Below are 19,075 nucleotides of genomic sequence, written 5' to 3'. Positions count from 1 at the left end.
TTCTATCTATAAGTAGATGTTTAAATTAAAAAGGGAGTGTATTACTTATGAGTAAAATTATCGGTATCGACTTAGGAACAACAAACTCAGCTGTTGCTGTCCTTGAAGGCGGCGAAGCAAAAATCATTACGAATCCAGAAGGAAACCGTACCACACCTTCTGTTGTTTCATTCAAAAATGGTGAGATCCAAGTAGGGGAAGTTGCAAAACGCCAAGCAGTGACAAACCCGAATACGATTTCTTCTATTAAACGCCATATGGGTGAAGCAGGATACAAAGTAGAAGTTGAAGGCAAATCTTATACACCACAAGAAGTTTCCGCAATGGTTCTTCAATACATCAAAGGATTTGCTGAAGACTATTTAGGTGAAAAAGTTGAAAAAGCAGTCATCACTGTTCCTGCATACTTCAACGATGCACAACGTCAAGCAACTAAAGATGCTGGTAAAATTGCCGGTCTTGAAGTAGAACGAATCGTCAATGAACCAACTGCTGCAGCTTTAGCTTATGGGTTAGATAAAACAGATAAAGATGAAAAAATCCTAGTCTTTGACTTAGGTGGCGGTACTTTCGACGTATCGATCCTTGAATTAGGCGATGGCGTCTTTGACGTATTGTCAACTGCTGGGGACAACAACCTAGGTGGGGATGACTTTGATAACAAAATCATCGATTACATGGTAGCAGAATTCAAAAAAGAAAACGGCATTGATCTTGGAAAAGACAAAATGGCTTTGCAACGTTTGAAAGATGCTGCTGAAAAAGCGAAAAAAGACTTGTCAGGTGTAACAAGTACCCAAATCAGCTTACCGTTTATCACAGCTGGCGATGCTGGTCCATTGCACTTGGAAATGACCTTGACTCGTGCGAAATTTGATGAATTAACAGCAGACTTAGTAGAGCGTACAAAAATTCCAGTACGCCAAGCTTTGAAAGATGCTGGCTTATCACAATCAGAAATCGATGAAGTGATCTTAGTTGGTGGTTCAACTCGTATTCCGGCAGTAGTTGATGCTGTACGTAAAGAAACCAATAAAGAACCAAACAAATCAGTAAACCCAGATGAAGTGGTAGCGATGGGTGCTGCGATCCAAGGTGGCGTGATCACTGGGGATGTGAAAGATGTTGTCTTACTAGACGTTACACCATTATCATTAGGTATCGAAACGATGGGTGCTGTCTTTACAAAACTGATCGATCGTAACACAACGATCCCTACAAGTAAATCACAAGTCTTCTCAACTGCAGCAGACAATCAACCTGCCGTTGATATCCATGTCTTGCAAGGGGAACGTCCAATGGCTGCTGACAACAAAACATTAGGAAGATTCCAATTGACGGATATTCCACCAGCACCTCGTGGCATCCCTCAAATCGAAGTAACATTTGATATCGATAAAAATGGGATCGTCAATGTTTCTGCAAAAGATTTAGGTACACAAAAAGAACAAAAAATCACGATCAAATCATCTTCAGGTTTATCAGATGAAGAAATCGAACGCATGGTAAAAGATGCTGAAGCAAACGCTGAAGCCGACAAACAGCGCAAAGAAGAAGTTGATCTACGCAATGACGTCGATGCATTGTTGTTCACTGTTGATAAAACATTGAAAGAGCTTGAAGGCAAAGTGGATGCAGACGAAGTCAAAAAAGCGGAAGAAGCTCGTGATGAGTTGAAAGCTGCGGTTGAAGCAAACAACTTAGAAGAAATGAAAACCAAACGTGATGCTTTGAATGAAATCGTACAAAACTTAACCGTTAAATTATACGAACAAGCAGCACAACAACAAGCACAAGAAAATCCAGAAGCTGCACAAGGCGGCGCAGACGATGTGGTTGACGCCGACTTTGAAGAAGTAGACGGTGACGATAAATAATCGCTGTTTGTGAAAAAGCCAAAGTCACCGCTTTGGCTTTTTCTTATGAATTTGCGAAACGTATTTTTCTAGAGCGAATTATATGCTAAAATACGAGAGACGCAAGAATAGAGTGGAGGGAAGCCAATGGCAGACAAAAGAGATTATTATGAGGTCTTAGGTCTACAAAAAGGGGCTTCGGATGACGAAATCAAAAAAGCTTATCGTAAGCTTTCAAAACAATATCATCCAGACATCAATAAAGAACCTGATGCAGAAGCAAAGTTTAAAGAGATTTCTGAGGCCTATGAAATATTAAGTGATTCCCAAAAAAGAGCTGCTTATGATCAGTATGGTCATGCTGGTACCGATCCGAACTACGGAGGCGGTTATGGCGGTGGATTCGGCGGCTTTAACAGTGGCGGATTCTCCGGAGGCGGTTTTGGTGGATTTGAAGACATTTTCGAATCATTTTTCGGGGGTGGAGGCGGCAGAGCAGCCAATCCTAATGCACCTCGACAAGGAGCGGACTTGCAATATGCGGTCGATCTTTCCTTTGAAGAAGCGATTTTCGGAGTGGAAAAAACTGTTCAATACAATCGTGAAGAAACCTGCCATACCTGCGGTGGGAACGGGGCAAAACCAGGTACTTCACCAGAAACCTGTCATAAATGTCATGGTGCAGGTACTATCAATGTTGAACGTCAAACACCACTTGGTCGTGTGATGAGCCGTCAAACCTGTGATGTTTGTCATGGAACTGGGAAAGAAATCAAGGAACCATGTACAACATGTCATGGTACTGGCCATGAAAAGAAAAAACATAATGTAAAAGTCAACGTGCCTGCAGGTGTCGAAGATGGACAACAAATGCGTTTATCTGGCCAGGGAGAAGCTGGGACCAACGGTGGTCCTTACGGGGACTTATACGTTGTTTTCCGTGTGGAAGAAAGTGATATTTTTGATCGTGACGGTTCTGAGATTTATTACGAGCTACCGCTGAACTTTGTCCAAGCTGCTTTAGGTGACGAAGTCAATGTACCAACGGTTCACGGGAATGTGAAGTTAAAAATCCCAGCTGGGACCCAAACAGGTACAAACTTCCGCTTACGCGGTAAAGGAGCCCCTCGCTTACGGGGAGGCGGCAATGGCGATCAACAAGTCAAAGTGAAGCTGATCACACCGAAGAACTTAAATGAGGAACAAAAAGAAGCATTGCGGGCTTATGCAAAAGCTAGTGGACATGAAACCACCGAACAACAACCAGAAGGATTTTTTGATAAAATGAAAGATGCTTTTGGTGGGAAAAAGAAATAACAAGTCAATAATCCAATTCATGCCCTGATAAAACCATCCGTTTTATCAGGGCATGAGTGGTTGAAAGAATATAAATGTGCAGTATGGACGAGAATCGAATCTTCTTGTCCATCTTTTTTTCTTTTCCTTTGAAATCGCTTGCTTAGTATGTCACAATGAAAGTAGACCGATTAAAGGAGGAGATACAATGGAAAGAATATTTGCGAGTCCGTCACGATACGTTCAAGGAAAAGGTGTATTGAAAGATGGTTTATCCCACATTAAAGATCTAGGGAAGAAAGTGCTGCTTTTGACCGATGAAACAGTTTGGAAAATTGCCGGTGAAGACTTATTTGATAATCTCAAAGCAGCTGATTTAGATCCGGTAAAAGAAATTTTTGGTGGAGAAGCTTCTGCAAATGAAATCGATCGTATCGTCTCTAAAGCCAAAAGCGAATCCATTGAAGTGGTTGCTGCATTAGGTGGCGGGAAAGCCATCGATACTGGGAAAGCTGTTGCAGATGAATTAAACATACCGATTGCCGTTTTGCCAACGATCGCTTCTACTGATGCACCAACTTCTGCACTTTCTGTTATTTATACAGATGAAGGTCGCTTTGAAAAGTATCGTTTTTATAACAAAAATCCTGAACTTGTCTTAGTGGATACAGCTGTTATTGCGAAAGCGCCTGCCAAGTTATTGGCAGCGGGTATTGCGGATGCACTCGCAACCTATGTCGAAGCACGCGCCGTTGCCCGAAGCCATAGTCAGAATATGGTTGGCGGCATTCAACCAATTGCCGGCATGGCGATCGCTGAAAAATGCGAAGAGATCCTTTTTGAGAATGCGCTGAAAGCCTATCAAGCAAATAAAAAACAAGTCGTTACCGAAGCGTTTGAACAAATCGTGGAAGCCAACACTCTGTTAAGTGGTTTAGGTTTTGAAAGTGCTGGTCTGGCAGCAGCTCATGCGATCCATAATGGCTTGACAGCCCTTGAAGGAGACGTCCATGATTTGACTCATGGAGAGAAAGTTGCTTACGGGACACTTACACAATTGATGCTGGAAAACGCGGATCCTGATGAAATTGACCAATATATTGAGTTGTATCAGGCGTTGGAATTACCAACGACATTAGCTGAAATGCATCTTGCGGATGTCAGTGATGCAGACCTTATGAAAGTCGGCAAACAAGCAACCATCGAAGGGGAGACGATCCACAATATGCCGTTCACGGTATCTGCAGAAGATGTTGTAGCCGCGATCAAAGCCGTGGATGCCTATGTGACCGCTTATTATCCTCTATGATGTTATTTTATTAACGTTCATTGATCGATACTTGTTGATTAAAAAAAACGTTTGACAATGAAAAAGAGTCGTGCTATTTTGTTAACAAGCAAATTAAAGGAGGGAACAAGACATGACGAACTTCAACACACAAACTACATGTTGTTGTTGTATGGTGCAAAAAGCAGCATACCCATTTGTCATGCCTATTATTAGTTCCTTTGTCGCAGCAGATCGCTGAGTTTTTTAGTGATTCGCTTCTATCCGGATAAGACGACATTTTTGGGGGTACTGATGTAATAGTCAGTACCCCTTTTTGTTTGCTATTTTTCACCGCTTTCATTGGCGACGGCTGATGATTGCAAACGAAAATGAGTACATGAAGCATACGAGTTGTACCAAAAACTTGAGCGAGGAGTCGAGCGATGATCGTTAATAACATAAAAGCATTGATTGGGCAAACCCCATTCTTTGAATTTGATGCCGCAGCATTTGGCGGCAAAAAGGGAAGTACCATCTACGCAAAACTTGAGTATTTAAGTCCTGGTGGAAGTATCAAGGACCGATTAGGAAAATATTTGATCGATGAAGCGTTTCGTGAGCATGTGATCGATCATGAGACAACCGTTATCGAACCGACAGCGGGAAATACTGGAATTGGTTTGGCTTTAGCCGGGATCGAGTATGGCTTAAAAATGATTTTTGTCATTCCTGAAAAATTCAGCCTTGAAAAGCAGCAATTGATTGAAGCATTAGGCGGGACCATCGTTCATACGCCCACTGAAGCAGGCATTCAAGGGGCGATTGAAAAAGCAAAGGAACTAGCAAAACAGGTGCCAAATAGTTTTATGCCAATGCAATTTCACAATCAAAACAACCCTGCAGCCTACCAAGCAACCTTAGGCCCAGAGATCTCTCAGGAGCTATCTGGAAAAATTGATAGCTTCGTTGCCGGCGCTGGTAGCGGGGGAACCTTCGCAGGTGTCGCAACATACTTAAAGAAACAAAAATCTAGTACTCGTCTTGCTGTTGTTGAACCAGAAGGATCAATCTTGAATGGCGGTCCTGCCCACGGCCATGAGATTGAAGGGATCGGTGTTGAGTTCATTCCACAATTTTTCGACGATTTACGTATTGATCAAATTTATACGATCAGTGATGCGGAAGGCTTTGCCTTTACTCGTTACTTGGCAAAAAACTATGGTCTGCTTATTGGGAGTTCAAGTGGAGCCGCCATGGCAGCAGCCGTCAAAGAAAGTTTTGTTTTGCCAACGGGCAGCTCGATCGTCACAGTTTTTCCCGATGGTGGCGACCGCTATCTATCAAAACAAATTTATGCTGGCGAATCCACAATTACACCATTTACAGGAGGAGAATACAATGCACTTTAATACAAAAGTAATCCACGGTGGTATCAGTGAAGACGAAACGACTGGGGCGGTCAGTGTGCCGATCTATCAAACATCAACTTACAAGCAAAACGCACTTGGTCAGCCAAAGCAATATGAATACAGTCGTTCAGGCAATCCAACTCGTTTTGCCGTAGAAGAATTGATTGCGGATCTTGAAGAAGGCGCCCAAGGGTTTGCTTTTGCCTCTGGATTAGCAGCCACCCATGCGGTCTTCTCATTGTTTCAGACAGGAGATCACGTCATTTTAGGGGATGATGTATATGGCGGGACGTTTCGTTTGCTTCATCAAGTATTAGAAAAAAGCGGGTTGACATATTCGCTAGTCAAAACCGATGATTTAGCTGCTATAGAAGCAGCAATTCTTCCTGAGACCAAAGCGATTTTTCTAGAAACACCGACGAATCCATTATTGAAGATTACGGACATCGCAATCGTTGCCCAACTAGCTAAAAAACAGGACATTTTGACGATCGTGGATAATACCTTTGCGACGCCATATTTTCAAAAGCCGCTACAATTAGGCGCAGATATTGTGATTCACAGCGCTACCAAGTATCTCGGTGGACACAGTGATGTAGTAGCTGGGTTAGCGGTTGCCAAAGAGCTACAAATCGCCAAAAGAATTGCTTTTTTACAAAACGCCATTGGTGGTGTATTGGGGCCTCATGATAGCTGGTTGATCCAACGAAGCATCAAAACACTTGCTTTGCGGATGGAAGCACATCAAAACAACGCGATGAAAATTGCCCACTACTTGCAAGCACATCCAGCTGTCGCAAAGGTTTATTATCCAGGATTGATTGACCATGAAGGACATGAAATCGCCAAATCACAGATGTCTGGGTATAGCGGTATGATATCTTTTGAACTAACCGATGAAACGAAAACAGCCGGCTTTGTTGAAGCATTAAAGATTTTTACTTTAGCAGAAAGTTTAGGTGGCGTGGAAAGTTTGGTAGAAGTGCCAGCCGTGATGACCCATGCCTCAATCCCTAAAGAAATTCGCCAGCAATCTGGGATCAAAGATGGCTTGATTCGATTGTCGGTCGGCATCGAAGACGGTGAGGATCTACAAGCAGATTTAGAGCAAGCGTTTGAAAAGGCAGGTAACTAGTGATGGGGAGAGAGTTTATTCCAATTTTTTCAGACTGGGCAGCTGAGTACGATGAAACAGTTGCAGGTAAGGATGAAGAATATCGAGCAGTTTTTTTAAAATATGAACAGTTACTAGCAGAAATTGCTGAAAAGGCAGGGCGGTCTGTGGTAGAATTTGGTAGTGGAACTGGAAATCTAACACAAGCTCTACTTGATCAAGGAAAAAATGTGCTGGCGATCGAGCCATCGCCAGAGATGCGGCGGATCGCCAAGTCAAAACCCAGTCTTTCTAAAGTGACTTTTGTTGATGGTGATATGGAGGTTTTTCCTGAGATCACGGATGCGATTGATACGATCGTTTCTACCTATGTTTTTCATCATCTTACGGAGGACGAAAAACAACGGGTGATCGGCAAATATGCAGCGATGCTGCCAAAAGGCGGGAAAGTGCTTTTCGGTGATACGATGTTTCTTTCTTTAGCCCGCAAAATGGAACTAATCGACGAAGCGCGTCAAGCTGGTCACCAGCGACTAGCCGCTGATCTGGAACGGGAGTACTATCCAGTTACTGCGGATATCGAACGGTACTTTCGCCAACAGGGGTTTACCAGTCGTTTTAAGCAAATCAATGAGTATGTTTGGCTTGTGGAAGCACAAAGAGAGTAGGAGAGAAGTACAATGAAAATGAACGTTGAAAGCTTTAATTTGGATCATACGAAAGTCAAAGCACCTTATGTACGGGTTGCCGATAAAAAACAAGGAACGAATGATACCATTATCAAATATGATGTCCGTTTGAAGCAGCCGAACCAAGCGCATATGGATATGGCAAGTCTGCATTCTTTAGAACATTTGACGGCAGAATTGATTCGTAATCATGCAGATTATATCGTGGATTGGTCACCAATGGGCTGCCAAACCGGCTTTTATTTGACTGTCTTGAATCATGACGATTATGAAGAGATTTTGACAGTCCTTGAAAAAACCATGAAGGATGTTTTGCAAGCAACTGAAGTACCTGCCAGCAATGAAGTGCAATGCGGTTGGGCGGCGAACCATACCTTAGAAGGTGCGCAAAAATTAGCGCAAGAATTTCTTGATGAACGTGACAATTGGTCGACCGTTTTTGCCTAAACGAAAAAGATCATAGAAAAAAGTGCCTGTGTTTGTATACACGGGCACTTTTTTTGATGACTAAGCAATAAGAAGAGGATTCAATATTTGGGGTTCTTCAAAGTGATAAGCTGCATTTTTGTTATCTTTTTGTAAGGCGTATTAGTTTTGGGGTGAACGTTAGTAAATAAGTGTAATATGTCGCTTCTGATCTGCTCACTGGATTTCAAATATTATTTGATAGTTTTAATAAATTATTAGCTGCAGCTTACGCGGGTGAAAAGGAAATGTTATAATAGAATTAACTACTCAATAAAAATGTGCTATATCAAAGGTGAATCCTAGTGGCTCTTACCAGGTCGGTAGGAAGTAGCACGCGGTTTGCCAAGAATGTATGTAAGCAAATCTTTTTTTAATAAAGAAGGAGAGGAAGAAAAGAAGATGAGCATCTTAAAGCAATGGCAAGCAAAACATCAAGCGAAAAAAGAAGCGAAAAAACAAGCGTTACGTTTAAAAAATGCGAGGCTTCGTGCGCAAGGAAAAGAGCCATTGAAAGGTTGGGGAAAGATGGTTGATACCGGCATCGGTGGGGCAAACCAAGCAAACCCGATCGATACAAAAGTATTTTTAGGTGAAAATCAAAAACGGATCTCAGAAGAAACAAAAAGAAAAAATCAATGAAAAAAGACCTCTGCAACAGTCCGAGAAAAGAGCTGTTCCAGAGGATTTTTTTAGATATTCAATACTTTGTCTAAGAAATCTTTCGTACGATCATGCTTAGGGGTGGTAAAAATTTGCTCAGGTGTGCCGTCTTCTAAGAAATTACCGCCATCAATAAACATCACGCGGTTCGCTACTTCTTTGGCAAAGCCCATCTCATGAGTGACGATCACCATGGTCATTCCTTGTTTGGCTAGGTCTTTCATAACATTCAGTACATCCCCAACCATTTCGGGATCGAGTGCGGAGGTTGGTTCATCGAAAAGCATCACATCGGGATTCATGGCTAAAGCTCTCGCGATCGCCACCCGTTGTTTTTGTCCTCCAGATAGATTGTCAGGGTACATGTCTTTTTTATCAGCCAGACCTACCGTCTCTAATAAACGAATCGCGTTTTGTTCCGCTTCTTGCCGAGAAGCATTTTTTAGATCCATCGGGGCTAGAATGATGTTTTCTAAAACTGACAAGTGCGGGAAGAGATTGAAATGCTGAAACACCATGCCGATATGTTGTCGTACAGCATTGATGTTGGTGTTTTTATCCATCAGATGCGCGCCATCAATGATAATATCACCGCTGGTTGGTTCTTCTAAGCGGTTCAAACAGCGTAAGAACGTCGATTTTCCAGATCCTGAAGGACCGATCACGCAAACAACTTCTCCTTCAGCGATGGAAACATTGATATTGTTCAATACGGTATTGTCTCCGTATTTTTTCACAAGATTTTCAACTAAGATTTTTTCTTTCATGCTATTTCACCTTCTTTTCTAAAACTTTTGCAAGTTTCGTTAAAGCTGTGATCACGACTAAGTAAATAATCGCGATGATCAAGTAAACATAGGTACTTTGCGTGGTCCGAGCAACGATGATTTTCCCGGTTTGCAATAATTCTACGACTCCGATAACCGAGATGATCGTTGTATCTTTCAGCGAGATAACGAATTGGTTAACGAAAGATGGAATCATGATTTTGATCGCTTGCGGTAAAATGATTTTCTGCATCGTCCGAGTGTAGGTCATCCCCAAACTTCGAGAAGCTTCCATCTGACCTTTTGGCACCGCATTGATCCCGCCACGAACGATCTCAGCGATATAAGCACTGGCATTTAAGGTCAATGTAATGACCCCGGCTGCAAAGTCCGGAATTGTGATACCAATCGCATCGGAAAGACCGAAGAAGATGAAGAAAGCCAATACCATCATTGGGATACCACGAATGATATCTACATAGATTCCAGCAAAAACCCGTAAAGCTTTGATTGGTGCGACACTAAATAGTCCAAAAATGATCCCGATCACTAATGCTAAAGCAAATGAAATCAAGGCTAGTAAAAGGGTATTCCATAATCCTTTTAATAAGACGTTATAGTTGTTGCTGATCAAACCAGTGATCGTTGATTCATCTACTCGTTTTTCTGTGGCAGAACCATCTTCAATGTATTTGTTGATGATTTGATCGTACTCCCCAGTACGTTTCATTTCTTTCAATGCTTCATTAAACATTTGGATCAATTCAGGATTTTGGCCTTTTTTCACCGCAAATCCGTACTGACCGCCAGATTCTTTTTCAATCGGTGTCATTAGTTTTTGTCCTTGGCTGATGGCATAACCAATCACTGGATAATCATCCATCATGGCATCAATTTGCCCACCGTTAACAGCCGCATATAATTGATCGGCGGCATCATAATATTTGATGGAATAGCCATATTTCTCTTCGTTGGCGATCAGGAAGTCTGCACTTTCTGTCCCAACTTTCGCACCGACGGTTTTCCCATCTAAATCTTCATAAGATTTGATGGAATCATTGCCTTCTTTTACAGCAATCTGAATACCACTTTCAAAGTAAGAATCAGAAAAGTCATAGGATTGACGACGCTCATCAGTGATTGTCATCCCAGCAATCATCCCATCTGCTTGGTTACCGTCCAACGCTTGCAAAGCTCCTGAAAAACCGATGAAATTGAATTCAATGTTGAATCCTTGCAATTCTGCAGCCCGATTCATTAAATCAACATCGATTCCCACATATTCGTTGTCTTCGTTTTGAAACTCGAATGGGGCAAAAGCGGAGTCACTGGCAATGCGGTAAACATCTTTCTTTGGTTCGACTTTCACCATTTCGCTAGTGTCTGCATCTGAATCAGACGTTGTGATGTAAGTATTGACGATTTCATCGTATTTGCCGGAAGCTTTCATATTGGCTAAACCAGCATTGAATTTTTCAAGTAGCTCTTGATTTTGGCCTTTTCTGACAGCGAATCCGTAAGAAGCACCTTTTTCAGGTTCGCCGACAAGTTTCATCGGTTCGCCATTGTTAATAGCATAGCCAAGCACTGGAAAATCATCGAAAGCGGCTGCCACAGTACCATTGCGTACAGCGCCATATAGTCCAGTAGCGTCATCATATAATTTGATGTCGTAGCCATATTGGTCTTTATTGCTTTCTAGAAAGCGGGCACTTTCGGTACCAACCTTTGCACCGACCGTTTCGCCCTCAAGATCTTCATAGCTAGTAATGCTGTCATTATCTGCAGCTACAGCCATTTGGATCCCGCTATCAAAATAAGGGTCAGAGAAATCAAAGGTTTCTTTACGTTCCTCTGTAATACTCATCCCAGCGATCATGCCATCTAGCTGATTTGATTGCACTCCTTGAATGGAGGCGTCAAAACCTAAAGGACGTAAATCGACTGCGAAACCTTGATCTTCAGCGATCGCGTTTAATAAATCTATATCGATCCCAACATATTCATTGTTTTCATTTTGAAATTCGAAAGGCGCAAATGTTAAATCTGTTCCTATCTTATACGTAGTTTCCTCCGCATTCGCTGACTTTACCGAAAAAGTAAAAAAGCTGACAATCAGCGCGATTATAGCGAAGGTCATGTGTTTTCTTTTCAAGAAAATTCCTCCTTTAGATATAACGTATCTATAAATTATATGGATTTTTTCTTCAACACACAAGTCTTTCTCTTTAAAAATGTGACAAATTCCTTCAAACCTCACATCGGATGTTAGAAAAACGAACATGTTAAGTTATGCTAAATCGCATGAAACTTTCATAGCAAATGATGGCGAAAGTATGTTCGCTATGATATACTTATTTATGGAAAAGCGACAGCGAGTTTTTCTTTTTTTGTTGTCGTTTAGAATAATCGAGGGGGAATGAAGATGATCGAAAGAACAACTTCCCATGAATTTGACTTAGTATCAAAATATCAACCAGCAGGTGATCAGCCGGAAGCGATACGTCAGTTGGTTGACGGGGTGGTCGGTGGAAAAAAAGCACAGATTTTGTTGGGAGCCACTGGTACTGGTAAGACTTATACGATTTCTAATCTAATCAAGGAAGTCAATAAACCGACATTGATCATTGCCCATAATAAAACATTGGCTGGACAATTATATGGCGAGTTCAAAGACTTTTTTCCAAATAATGCGGTCGAGTACTTTGTCAGTTACTATGATTACTATCAACCAGAAGCGTATGTTCCTTCCAGTGATACATACATTGAAAAAGACTCCAGTGTTAATGATGAAATCGACAAGCTACGGCATTCGGCAACCAGTTCTTTATTAGAAAGAAACGATGTGATCGTTGTAGCGTCCGTCTCCTGTATTTTCGGTTTAGGTTCGCCGATTGAGTATGCGAGACAAGTTGTTTCTTTACGAGTAGGGATGGAAAAGTCTCGAGACCAACTATTAAAAGAATTGATCGAGATCCAATTTGAGCGAAACGACATCGATTTTCAACGGGGACGTTTTCGCGTGCGTGGCGATGTTGTGGAGATTTTTCCAGCTTCTCGTGACGAGCGAGCATTACGCATTGAGTTTTTTGGGGATGAAATCGATCGGATCCGTGAAGTCGATGCCTTGACGGGTGAGATCATGAGTGACACCGAACATGTGTCGATCTTTCCGGCAACCCACTTTGTGACCAATGAAGACCATATGGAACATGCGATCGCCTCGATTCAAAGTGAGCTGGATGCCCGACTGGAAGTCTTGCGAGCGGAAAATAAGCTGCTAGAAGCACAGCGTTTAGAGCAGCGAACCAATTATGATATTGAAATGATGCGGGAAATGGGGTACACCTCAGGGATCGAAAACTACTCTCGCCACATGGATGGACGAAAAGAAGGGGAACCGCCCTATACGTTATTGGATTTCTTCCCAGATGATTTTCTATTAGTAATCGACGAATCACACGTAACGATGCCGCAAGTTCGTGGGATGTATAACGGTGACCGGGCGAGAAAACAAATGCTAGTGGACTACGGTTTCCGCTTGCCTTCTGCGCTGGATAACCGTCCGTTGCGTTTGGAAGAATTCGAGAAACATGTCAATCAAATCGTCTATGTTTCGGCCACGCCTGGTCCTTATGAGTACGATCAAACCGATACCGTCGTTCAACAAATCATTCGTCCAACTGGTCTGTTAGATCCGGTAATCGAAGTACGACCTATTATGGGTCAAATCGATGATCTCGTGGGAGAAATTAATGAGCGCGTTGAGCGAAACGAACGGGTCTTTGTTACGACCTTGACGAAAAAAATGTCAGAAGATTTGACGGATTACTTCAAAGAATTAGGAATCAAAGTCAAGTATTTACACAGTGATATCAAAACGTTGGAACGAACAGAAATCATTCGCGATCTACGTCTCGGTGAATTTGATGTACTAGTGGGGATCAACTTGCTACGGGAAGGTCTTGACGTACCGGAAGTTTCTCTGGTTGCGATTCTTGATGCCGATAAAGAAGGTTTCCTACGAAGCGAACGTTCATTAGTCCAAACTATTGGACGGGCAGCTCGTAACTCAGAAGGAAAAGTAATCATGTACGCCGATAAAATGACGGATTCGATGCAGCGAGCAATCGATGAAACAGCCAGACGCCGTGGTATTCAAGAAGCGTACAATAAAGAACATGGGATCGTACCGAAAACTATTATTAAAGAGATTCGCGATCTGATTGCGATCACGAAAGTGGCGGAAGAGACCGGTGAATACACTACGACATCTTATGAAGAACTAAGTCGTGAAGAAAAAGCAACCTTGTTGCTGAAATTAGAAAAAGAAATGAAAGATGCTGCAAAAGCATTGGATTTTGAAACGGCTGCTACCTTAAGAGATACTATTCTTGAGCTGAAGGCTGCTGATTAGAAGGAGAAACAATATGGCAAATGATAAAATTGTGATCCATGGGGCACGGGCCCATAATTTAAAAAATATCGATGTGACGATTCCCAGAGACCAGCTCGTTGTGGTAACTGGTCTTTCGGGTTCAGGGAAAAGCTCCTTAGCATTTGATACATTGTATGCCGAAGGACAGCGCCGATATGTCGAAAGTCTATCGGCGTATGCCCGTCAGTTTTTAGGGCAAATGGATAAACCCGACGTAGATAGCATTGATGGACTTAGTCCAGCGATTTCTATCGATCAAAAAACCACCAGCAAGAACCCGCGATCAACAGTAGGAACGGTTACTGAAATCAATGATTATCTGCGGCTTCTTTACGCCAGAATCGGTCACCCGATTTGTCCCAATGATCATATTGAGATTACTAGTCAGTCGGTTGAGCAGATGGTGGATGAAGTTTTGGCATTACCAGAACGCACCAAGATCCAATTGTTGGCACCGATCGTTTATCAAAAGAAAGGGCAGCACAAAAAAGTCTTCGAACGTATCCAAAGAGAAGGTTATGTTCGGATGCGGGTGGATGGCGAAGTCTATGATGTCTCCGAAGCGCCTGAATTGGAAAAAAATAAAAAGCATGATATTGCTATCATCATTGACCGAATCGTTGTAAAGGAAGGCATCCGTTCTCGTCTGTTTGATTCCTTTGAAGCGGCATTACGTTTAGCGGATGGCTATGCGGTAGTCGATGTGATTGGTCAAGAAGAGATGCTTTTCAGTGAGCATTATTCTTGTCCGTATTGTGGCTTTACAGTTGGGGAATTAGAACCACGGCTCTTTTCATTCAATGCGCCTTTTGGTGCTTGTCCAGACTGTGATGGTCTTGGTGTGAAGCTCGAAGTCGATGTAGACTTAGTGATTCCCGATCAAACCAAAACCTTACGTGAAGGTGCCATATTGCCATGGAACCCAATCAGTTCTCAATATTATCCGCAAATGCTAGAACAGGCTTGCCAAGAATTTAATATCGATATGGACACACCCTTTGAAGAACTGCCAGAAGAACACAAAGACATTATTTTGAATGGTTCGAATGGAGAAATTTTCCATTTCCATTATGAGAATGATTTTGGTGGGGTACGTGATGTTGAGGTCGCTTTTGAAGGGATCTTACCAAATATCAAACGCCGTTATCATGAAACCAACTCTGATTTCACTCGGGATCAAATGCGTCTGTACATGACGGAATTGACTTGTAAAACTTGTCATGGCTATCGTTTGAACCCTCAAGCGCTGTGCGTGCAAGTCAACGGGAAGCACATTGGTGAAATGAGTGAGATGGCCATCAACAATGCCTTGAACTTTGTCGAAGAATTGAAACTAACGGAACAAGAGCAAATGATCGCACGTCCCATTGTGAAAGAAGTCGATGATCGTTTAAGCTTCTTAAAAAATGTCGGATTGGACTATTTGACCTTGAGCCGTGCGTCAGGCACGCTCTCTGGTGGCGAAGCGCAACGGATTCGTTTGGCAACACAAATCGGCTCCAATTTGTCTGGAGTACTTTACATTCTTGATGAGCCATCGATCGGTCTTCACCAACGAGACAACGATCGCTTGCTCGATTCATTACGGAAAATGCGTGATCTTGGGAATACCCTGATTGTCGTTGAGCATGATGAAGACACGATGCGGGCAGCGGACTACTTGATTGATGTTGGTCCAGGTGCGGGACACGCAGGCGGTGAGATCGTGGCTGCCGGTACTCCAGATGAAGTTGCAGCCAATGCGTCTTCTTTAACAGGCCAATACTTATCTGGAAAACGACAAATCCCAACACCGGCAGAACGCCGCAAAGGCAATGGTGAAAAGATTCGTGTGACCGGTGCTTCTGAGAATAACTTGAAAAACATTTCAGTCGATTTTCCACTAGGAAAGTTCGTCGCAGTTACAGGGGTCTCTGGCTCTGGTAAATCAACATTAGTCAATGAAATTTTGAAAAAAGCGTTAGCGCAAAAAATCAATCGGAATTCGAACAAACCTGGTCGCTTTAAAACCATTACTGGTTATGAAGCTATCGAGAAATTGATCGATATCGATCAAAGCCCTATCGGTCGGACACCTCGAAGCAATCCGGCAACATATACCAGTGTCTTTGATGACATTCGTGATTTATTTGCTAAAACCAATGAGGCGAAAGTCCGTGGTTATAAAAAAGGCCGCTTTAGTTTTAATGTAAAAGGTGGACGCTGTGAAGCATGTAAAGGGGACGGAATTATCAAGATCGAGATGCACTTCTTACCTGATGTCTACGTACCTTGTGAGGTTTGTCATGGCAAACGTTATAACTCAGAAACCTTAGAAGTTCATTACAAAGGAAAAAATATTTCTGAGATCTTAGATATGACCGTGGAAGATGCAGTGGAATTTTTCCAACATATTCCAAAAATCCATCGGAAATTGCAAACGATCGTTGATGTCGGTTTAGGTTATGTCACTATGGGACAACCAGCTACTACCTTGTCTGGTGGGGAAGCGCAACGGATGAAACTTGCAAGTGAGCTGCACAAAAATTCCAATGGCAAGAGTTTTTATATTTTAGATGAGCCGACAACAGGTCTGCATACGGATGATATTGCCCGTTTGTTGAAAGTTTTGGAACGGTTTGTTGACGCAGGCAATACTGTTTTAGTGATCGAACACAACTTGGATGTCATCAAATCAGCGGATCATGTGATTGACCTAGGTCCAGAAGGTGGCGAAGGCGGTGGAACGATCATTGCAACTGGTACACCAGAAGAAATTGCTGCCGTTCCAGAAAGCTATACCGGTCATTATTTGAAAAAAGTCCTATGATCAAGAGGGAAAGCTTCCACTTTTTTACTTATCTGTCAATAGGTTTCGCTAAAGTTTAAGGAAGCCTGAAATATCTGTAAATTTCATGATAAAGGCTTGAAATCAAAAATTTATTTGATAGAATAGCAATAGGTATACGTATATTCGCATTGAATAAACTGCCTATAAGTTCTATCCGTTCAAAGTGGGAGAAAGCAATCAAAGATAGATACTTTGATTGCTTTTTTCTTTGTGGTATGATAATGCTATTGTAATTAAACGAAACGAGAGCGGTCGTTTTTCGTATTCAAAAGAGAGAGTGATTTTTGATGAGTCAGGAAAATTTTCTTCCCATATTATTAGGAAGCGATATGAATGTTTATGGTATGGCCAGAGCATTCCACGAAGCTTATGGCATTCAATCAGTTGCCTATGCTGGTGCGGAACTTGCGCCAACCCGCTTTAGTAAAATTGTAAAAATCAATCAAGTGGAAGGTTTTGACCATGATCCCGGATTCACTGAGACGCTAATCGAGTTAGGGAAAAACACTTACAACGATCCTACAATGAAGTATTTGTTGATTCCTTGCGGCGATGGCTATGCGGAACTGTTGGCAAAACACAAAGAAGAATTGCAACCTTATTATACCTTTATCGCCAATGATTATTCCTTATTAAAACGGTTGATCAATAAAGTAAGTTTTTACGAAGTTTGCGAGGAGTATGGTTTGCCTTATCCAAAGACGTTCATTTTAACGCCTGAACTGTTGACGGAAGGAACGTTTAAAGGAGAGTTGCCGTTTGATTTTCCTGTAGCCTTGAAACCTGCAAATAGTGTCGCGTGGCTTTCGGTTGATTTTGAAGGTCGCAAAAAAGCTTTCATCATTGATGATCGAGCAGAATTTGAAGAAATCGTTTCTCGCATTTATCAAGCGGGGTATCAATATGAAATGATCGTCCAAGATTTTATCCCTGGTGACGACAGCAACATGCGGGTTTTAAATGCGTATGTTGATGAGAATCATGAAGTTCGCGTGATGGGCTTAGGTCATCCGTTACTAGAAGACCCAACCCCAGGTGCTGTTGGGAACTATGTCGTGATTATTCCAGACGAAAATGAGCAAATTTATCAAATGATCCGCAAGTTTCTAAAAGAGATCGAATATGTTGGATTTGCCAATTTTGACTTGAAATATGATGCACGAGACGGGCAATACAAATTATTTGAAATCAACTTGCGTCAAGGAAGAAGCAGTTTCTTTATTACCTTAAGCGGATTGAATCTGGCGAAGTTTATCACAGAAGATTTAGTCTTCGATAAACCTTACACAGAAACGGTTTATGGCAAAGCTGACGCGCCAGAAGCGAAATTATGGTTAGGTGTACCAAAAAACATCTTCTTGACCTATGCAAAAGAAAATCCTGCGAAAGAACGGGCAAAAAAATTATTAGCAGAAGATCGTTGGGGAACGACTGTTTTTTACAAAGAAGACTTATCTTTAAAGCGTTGGATTCTATTAAAGAGAATGTTCCATCTGTACAACAAACGATTCAAAACGTATTTCCATACGAAAGAAGGCTAGAAGATGGAGAATTTTTTTAGTATTTTAGGCGGCATGGGAACGTTAGCGACGGAAAGTTTTGTTCGCATCTTAAACCGACGGACGCAGACCCATAAAGACCAAGACTATTTGAACTATGTTTTATTCAATCATGCGACAGTTCCAGATCGGACCGCGTATATTTTAGATAATACGTTAGAAAATCCGGTTCCTTATTTAATGGATGATATCGAAAAGCAAAATCTATTAAAACCCAATTTTATTGTACTGACTTGTAACACGGCTCATTATTTCTTTGATGATTTACAAGCAGCCACTGAGATTGAGATATTGCATATGCCTCGGGAGGCGGCGAAAGTCGTTTTTGAAAAAGGCGTTACTGGCAAAGTGGCTTTTCTTGGGACAGAAGGCAGCGTCAAAGCCGGCATCTATGAGAAAGAACTGCGCCAGTTGGGACTTGATGTCTATCTGCCAGAGCCAGCGATCCAAAAAAAGGTCAATACATTGATCTATGATCGAATCAAAGAAAATGATCATCTTGATCAAGGGCTTTACTTTGAGATATTGGAAGAAGTCACCGAACGCATCGGCTGTGAAAGCGTAGTGCTTGGATGTACCGAGTTGTCCTTGATGGATGAGTTTGTGACTGACAATCCTTATCCAGTCGTGGATGCTCAATCCATATTGGTTGATCGGACGATCGAAAAAGCATTGGCAGATCGCCAAGCAATCTAAAGCTGATAGCGACGTTAGCGGCA

Annotated in this window: 14 protein-coding genes; 12 read left to right on the top strand and 2 right to left on the bottom strand. The window is 42.1% G+C overall.

Annotation, left to right across the window (positions count from 1 at the left end; all coding sequences use genetic code 11):
- The first annotated feature begins 47 nt into the window (after positions 1–47).
- From dnaK to ENLAB_RS01350, 8 genes are all read left to right on the top strand, one after another.
- The gene (gene dnaK, locus ENLAB_RS01385; protein WP_140964837.1) at positions 48–1,877 is read left to right on the top strand and encodes a molecular chaperone DnaK; all 1,830 of its coding nucleotides are present in this window, start codon (positions 48–50) and stop codon (positions 1,875–1,877) included.
- 126 nt (positions 1,878–2,003) lie between these two features.
- Complete coding sequence (gene dnaJ / locus ENLAB_RS01380) at positions 2,004–3,173, top strand: molecular chaperone DnaJ (RefSeq protein ID WP_005235650.1); 1,170 nt, start codon at positions 2,004–2,006, stop codon at positions 3,171–3,173.
- A gap of 187 nt (positions 3,174–3,360) precedes the next feature.
- Entirely contained in the window at positions 3,361–4,461 is a 1,101-nt protein-coding gene (locus tag ENLAB_RS01375) for a glycerol dehydrogenase (RefSeq protein ID WP_244352289.1), read from the top strand.
- A gap of 404 nt (positions 4,462–4,865) precedes the next feature.
- Entirely contained in the window at positions 4,866–5,831 is a 966-nt protein-coding gene (locus ENLAB_RS01370) for a PLP-dependent cysteine synthase family protein (protein WP_244352287.1), read from the top strand.
- A complete protein-coding gene (locus tag ENLAB_RS01365; RefSeq protein ID WP_081118613.1) occupies positions 5,821–6,966 on the top strand; it encodes a cystathionine gamma-synthase in 1,146 nt (381 codons plus the stop codon). The genes ENLAB_RS01370 and ENLAB_RS01365 overlap by 11 nt, the downstream gene beginning before the upstream one ends.
- Before the next feature lie 2 nt (positions 6,967–6,968).
- Complete coding sequence (locus tag ENLAB_RS01360) at positions 6,969–7,613, top strand: class I SAM-dependent DNA methyltransferase (RefSeq protein WP_081118612.1); 645 nt, start codon at positions 6,969–6,971, stop codon at positions 7,611–7,613.
- Between the two features lie 12 nt (positions 7,614–7,625).
- Positions 7,626–8,081, top strand: coding sequence for an S-ribosylhomocysteine lyase (locus ENLAB_RS01355; RefSeq protein WP_008382180.1), 456 nt, complete (start codon positions 7,626–7,628; stop codon positions 8,079–8,081).
- 420 nt (positions 8,082–8,501) lie between these two features.
- Positions 8,502–8,741: a hypothetical protein gene (locus ENLAB_RS01350; protein WP_244352285.1), complete on the top strand. Its 240-nt coding sequence runs from the start codon at positions 8,502–8,504 to the stop codon at positions 8,739–8,741.
- Positions 8,742–8,791: 50 nt separating this feature from the next.
- On the opposite strand, the gene ENLAB_RS01345 is transcribed toward ENLAB_RS01350, so the two are convergent.
- Both ENLAB_RS01345 and ENLAB_RS01340 read right to left on the bottom strand, forming a co-directional pair.
- Positions 8,792–9,529 carry an amino acid ABC transporter ATP-binding protein gene (locus ENLAB_RS01345; RefSeq protein ID WP_244352283.1) on the bottom strand — a complete coding sequence of 246 codons (738 nt, stop codon included), beginning with the start codon at positions 9,527–9,529 and terminating at the stop codon, positions 8,792–8,794.
- Position 9,530: 1 nt separating this feature from the next.
- Positions 9,531–11,684 (bottom strand): amino acid ABC transporter substrate-binding protein/permease, encoded by a 2,154-nt coding sequence (locus ENLAB_RS01340; RefSeq protein WP_096742780.1) that lies wholly within the window; start codon positions 11,682–11,684, stop codon positions 9,531–9,533.
- A gap of 270 nt (positions 11,685–11,954) precedes the next feature.
- Between ENLAB_RS01340 and uvrB the strand changes: the two genes are divergently transcribed.
- From uvrB to ENLAB_RS01320, 4 genes are all read left to right on the top strand, one after another.
- Complete coding sequence (uvrB, locus tag ENLAB_RS01335; protein ID WP_086292292.1) at positions 11,955–13,946, top strand: excinuclease ABC subunit UvrB; 1,992 nt, start codon at positions 11,955–11,957, stop codon at positions 13,944–13,946.
- A 13-nt stretch (positions 13,947–13,959) separates the two neighbouring features.
- Positions 13,960–16,776 (top strand): excinuclease ABC subunit UvrA, encoded by a 2,817-nt coding sequence (gene uvrA, locus ENLAB_RS01330; protein ID WP_077454416.1) that lies wholly within the window; start codon positions 13,960–13,962, stop codon positions 16,774–16,776.
- A 308-nt stretch (positions 16,777–17,084) separates the two neighbouring features.
- Positions 17,085–18,338, top strand: coding sequence for a carboxylate--amine ligase (locus ENLAB_RS01325; protein WP_077454415.1), 1,254 nt, complete (start codon positions 17,085–17,087; stop codon positions 18,336–18,338).
- Between the two features lie 3 nt (positions 18,339–18,341).
- Positions 18,342–19,052: an amino acid racemase gene (locus tag ENLAB_RS01320; RefSeq protein ID WP_200124643.1), complete on the top strand. Its 711-nt coding sequence runs from the start codon at positions 18,342–18,344 to the stop codon at positions 19,050–19,052.
- Positions 19,053–19,075 lie beyond the last annotated feature (23 nt).

Source organism: Enterococcus innesii (assembly GCF_022846515.1).
Lineage (GTDB): Bacteria > Bacillota > Bacilli > Lactobacillales > Enterococcaceae > Enterococcus_D > Enterococcus_D innesii.
This window is presented reverse-complemented; position numbering and strand designations above follow the sequence as displayed.

Bases quoted from the DNA above. Each gene is read 5' to 3' on its own strand.
- dnaK (WP_140964837.1), top strand. From the start codon at position 48: ATGAGTAAAATTATCGGTATCGACTTAGGAACAACAAACTCAGCTGTT.
- dnaJ (WP_005235650.1), top strand. From the start codon at position 2,004: ATGGCAGACAAAAGAGATTATTATGAGGTCTTAGGTCTACAAAAAGGG.
- ENLAB_RS01375 (WP_244352289.1), top strand. From the start codon at position 3,361: ATGGAAAGAATATTTGCGAGTCCGTCACGATACGTTCAAGGAAAAGGT.
- ENLAB_RS01370 (WP_244352287.1), top strand. From the start codon at position 4,866: ATGATCGTTAATAACATAAAAGCATTGATTGGGCAAACCCCATTCTTT.
- ENLAB_RS01365 (WP_081118613.1), top strand. From the start codon at position 5,821: ATGCACTTTAATACAAAAGTAATCCACGGTGGTATCAGTGAAGACGAA.
- ENLAB_RS01360 (WP_081118612.1), top strand. From the start codon at position 6,969: ATGGGGAGAGAGTTTATTCCAATTTTTTCAGACTGGGCAGCTGAGTAC.
- ENLAB_RS01355 (WP_008382180.1), top strand. From the start codon at position 7,626: ATGAAAATGAACGTTGAAAGCTTTAATTTGGATCATACGAAAGTCAAA.
- ENLAB_RS01350 (WP_244352285.1), top strand. From the start codon at position 8,502: ATGAGCATCTTAAAGCAATGGCAAGCAAAACATCAAGCGAAAAAAGAA.
- ENLAB_RS01345 (WP_244352283.1), bottom strand. From the start codon at position 9,529: ATGAAAGAAAAAATCTTAGTTGAAAATCTTGTGAAAAAATACGGAGAC.
- uvrB (WP_086292292.1), top strand. From the start codon at position 11,955: ATGATCGAAAGAACAACTTCCCATGAATTTGACTTAGTATCAAAATAT.
- uvrA (WP_077454416.1), top strand. From the start codon at position 13,960: ATGGCAAATGATAAAATTGTGATCCATGGGGCACGGGCCCATAATTTA.
- ENLAB_RS01325 (WP_077454415.1), top strand. From the start codon at position 17,085: ATGAGTCAGGAAAATTTTCTTCCCATATTATTAGGAAGCGATATGAAT.
- ENLAB_RS01320 (WP_200124643.1), top strand. From the start codon at position 18,342: ATGGAGAATTTTTTTAGTATTTTAGGCGGCATGGGAACGTTAGCGACG.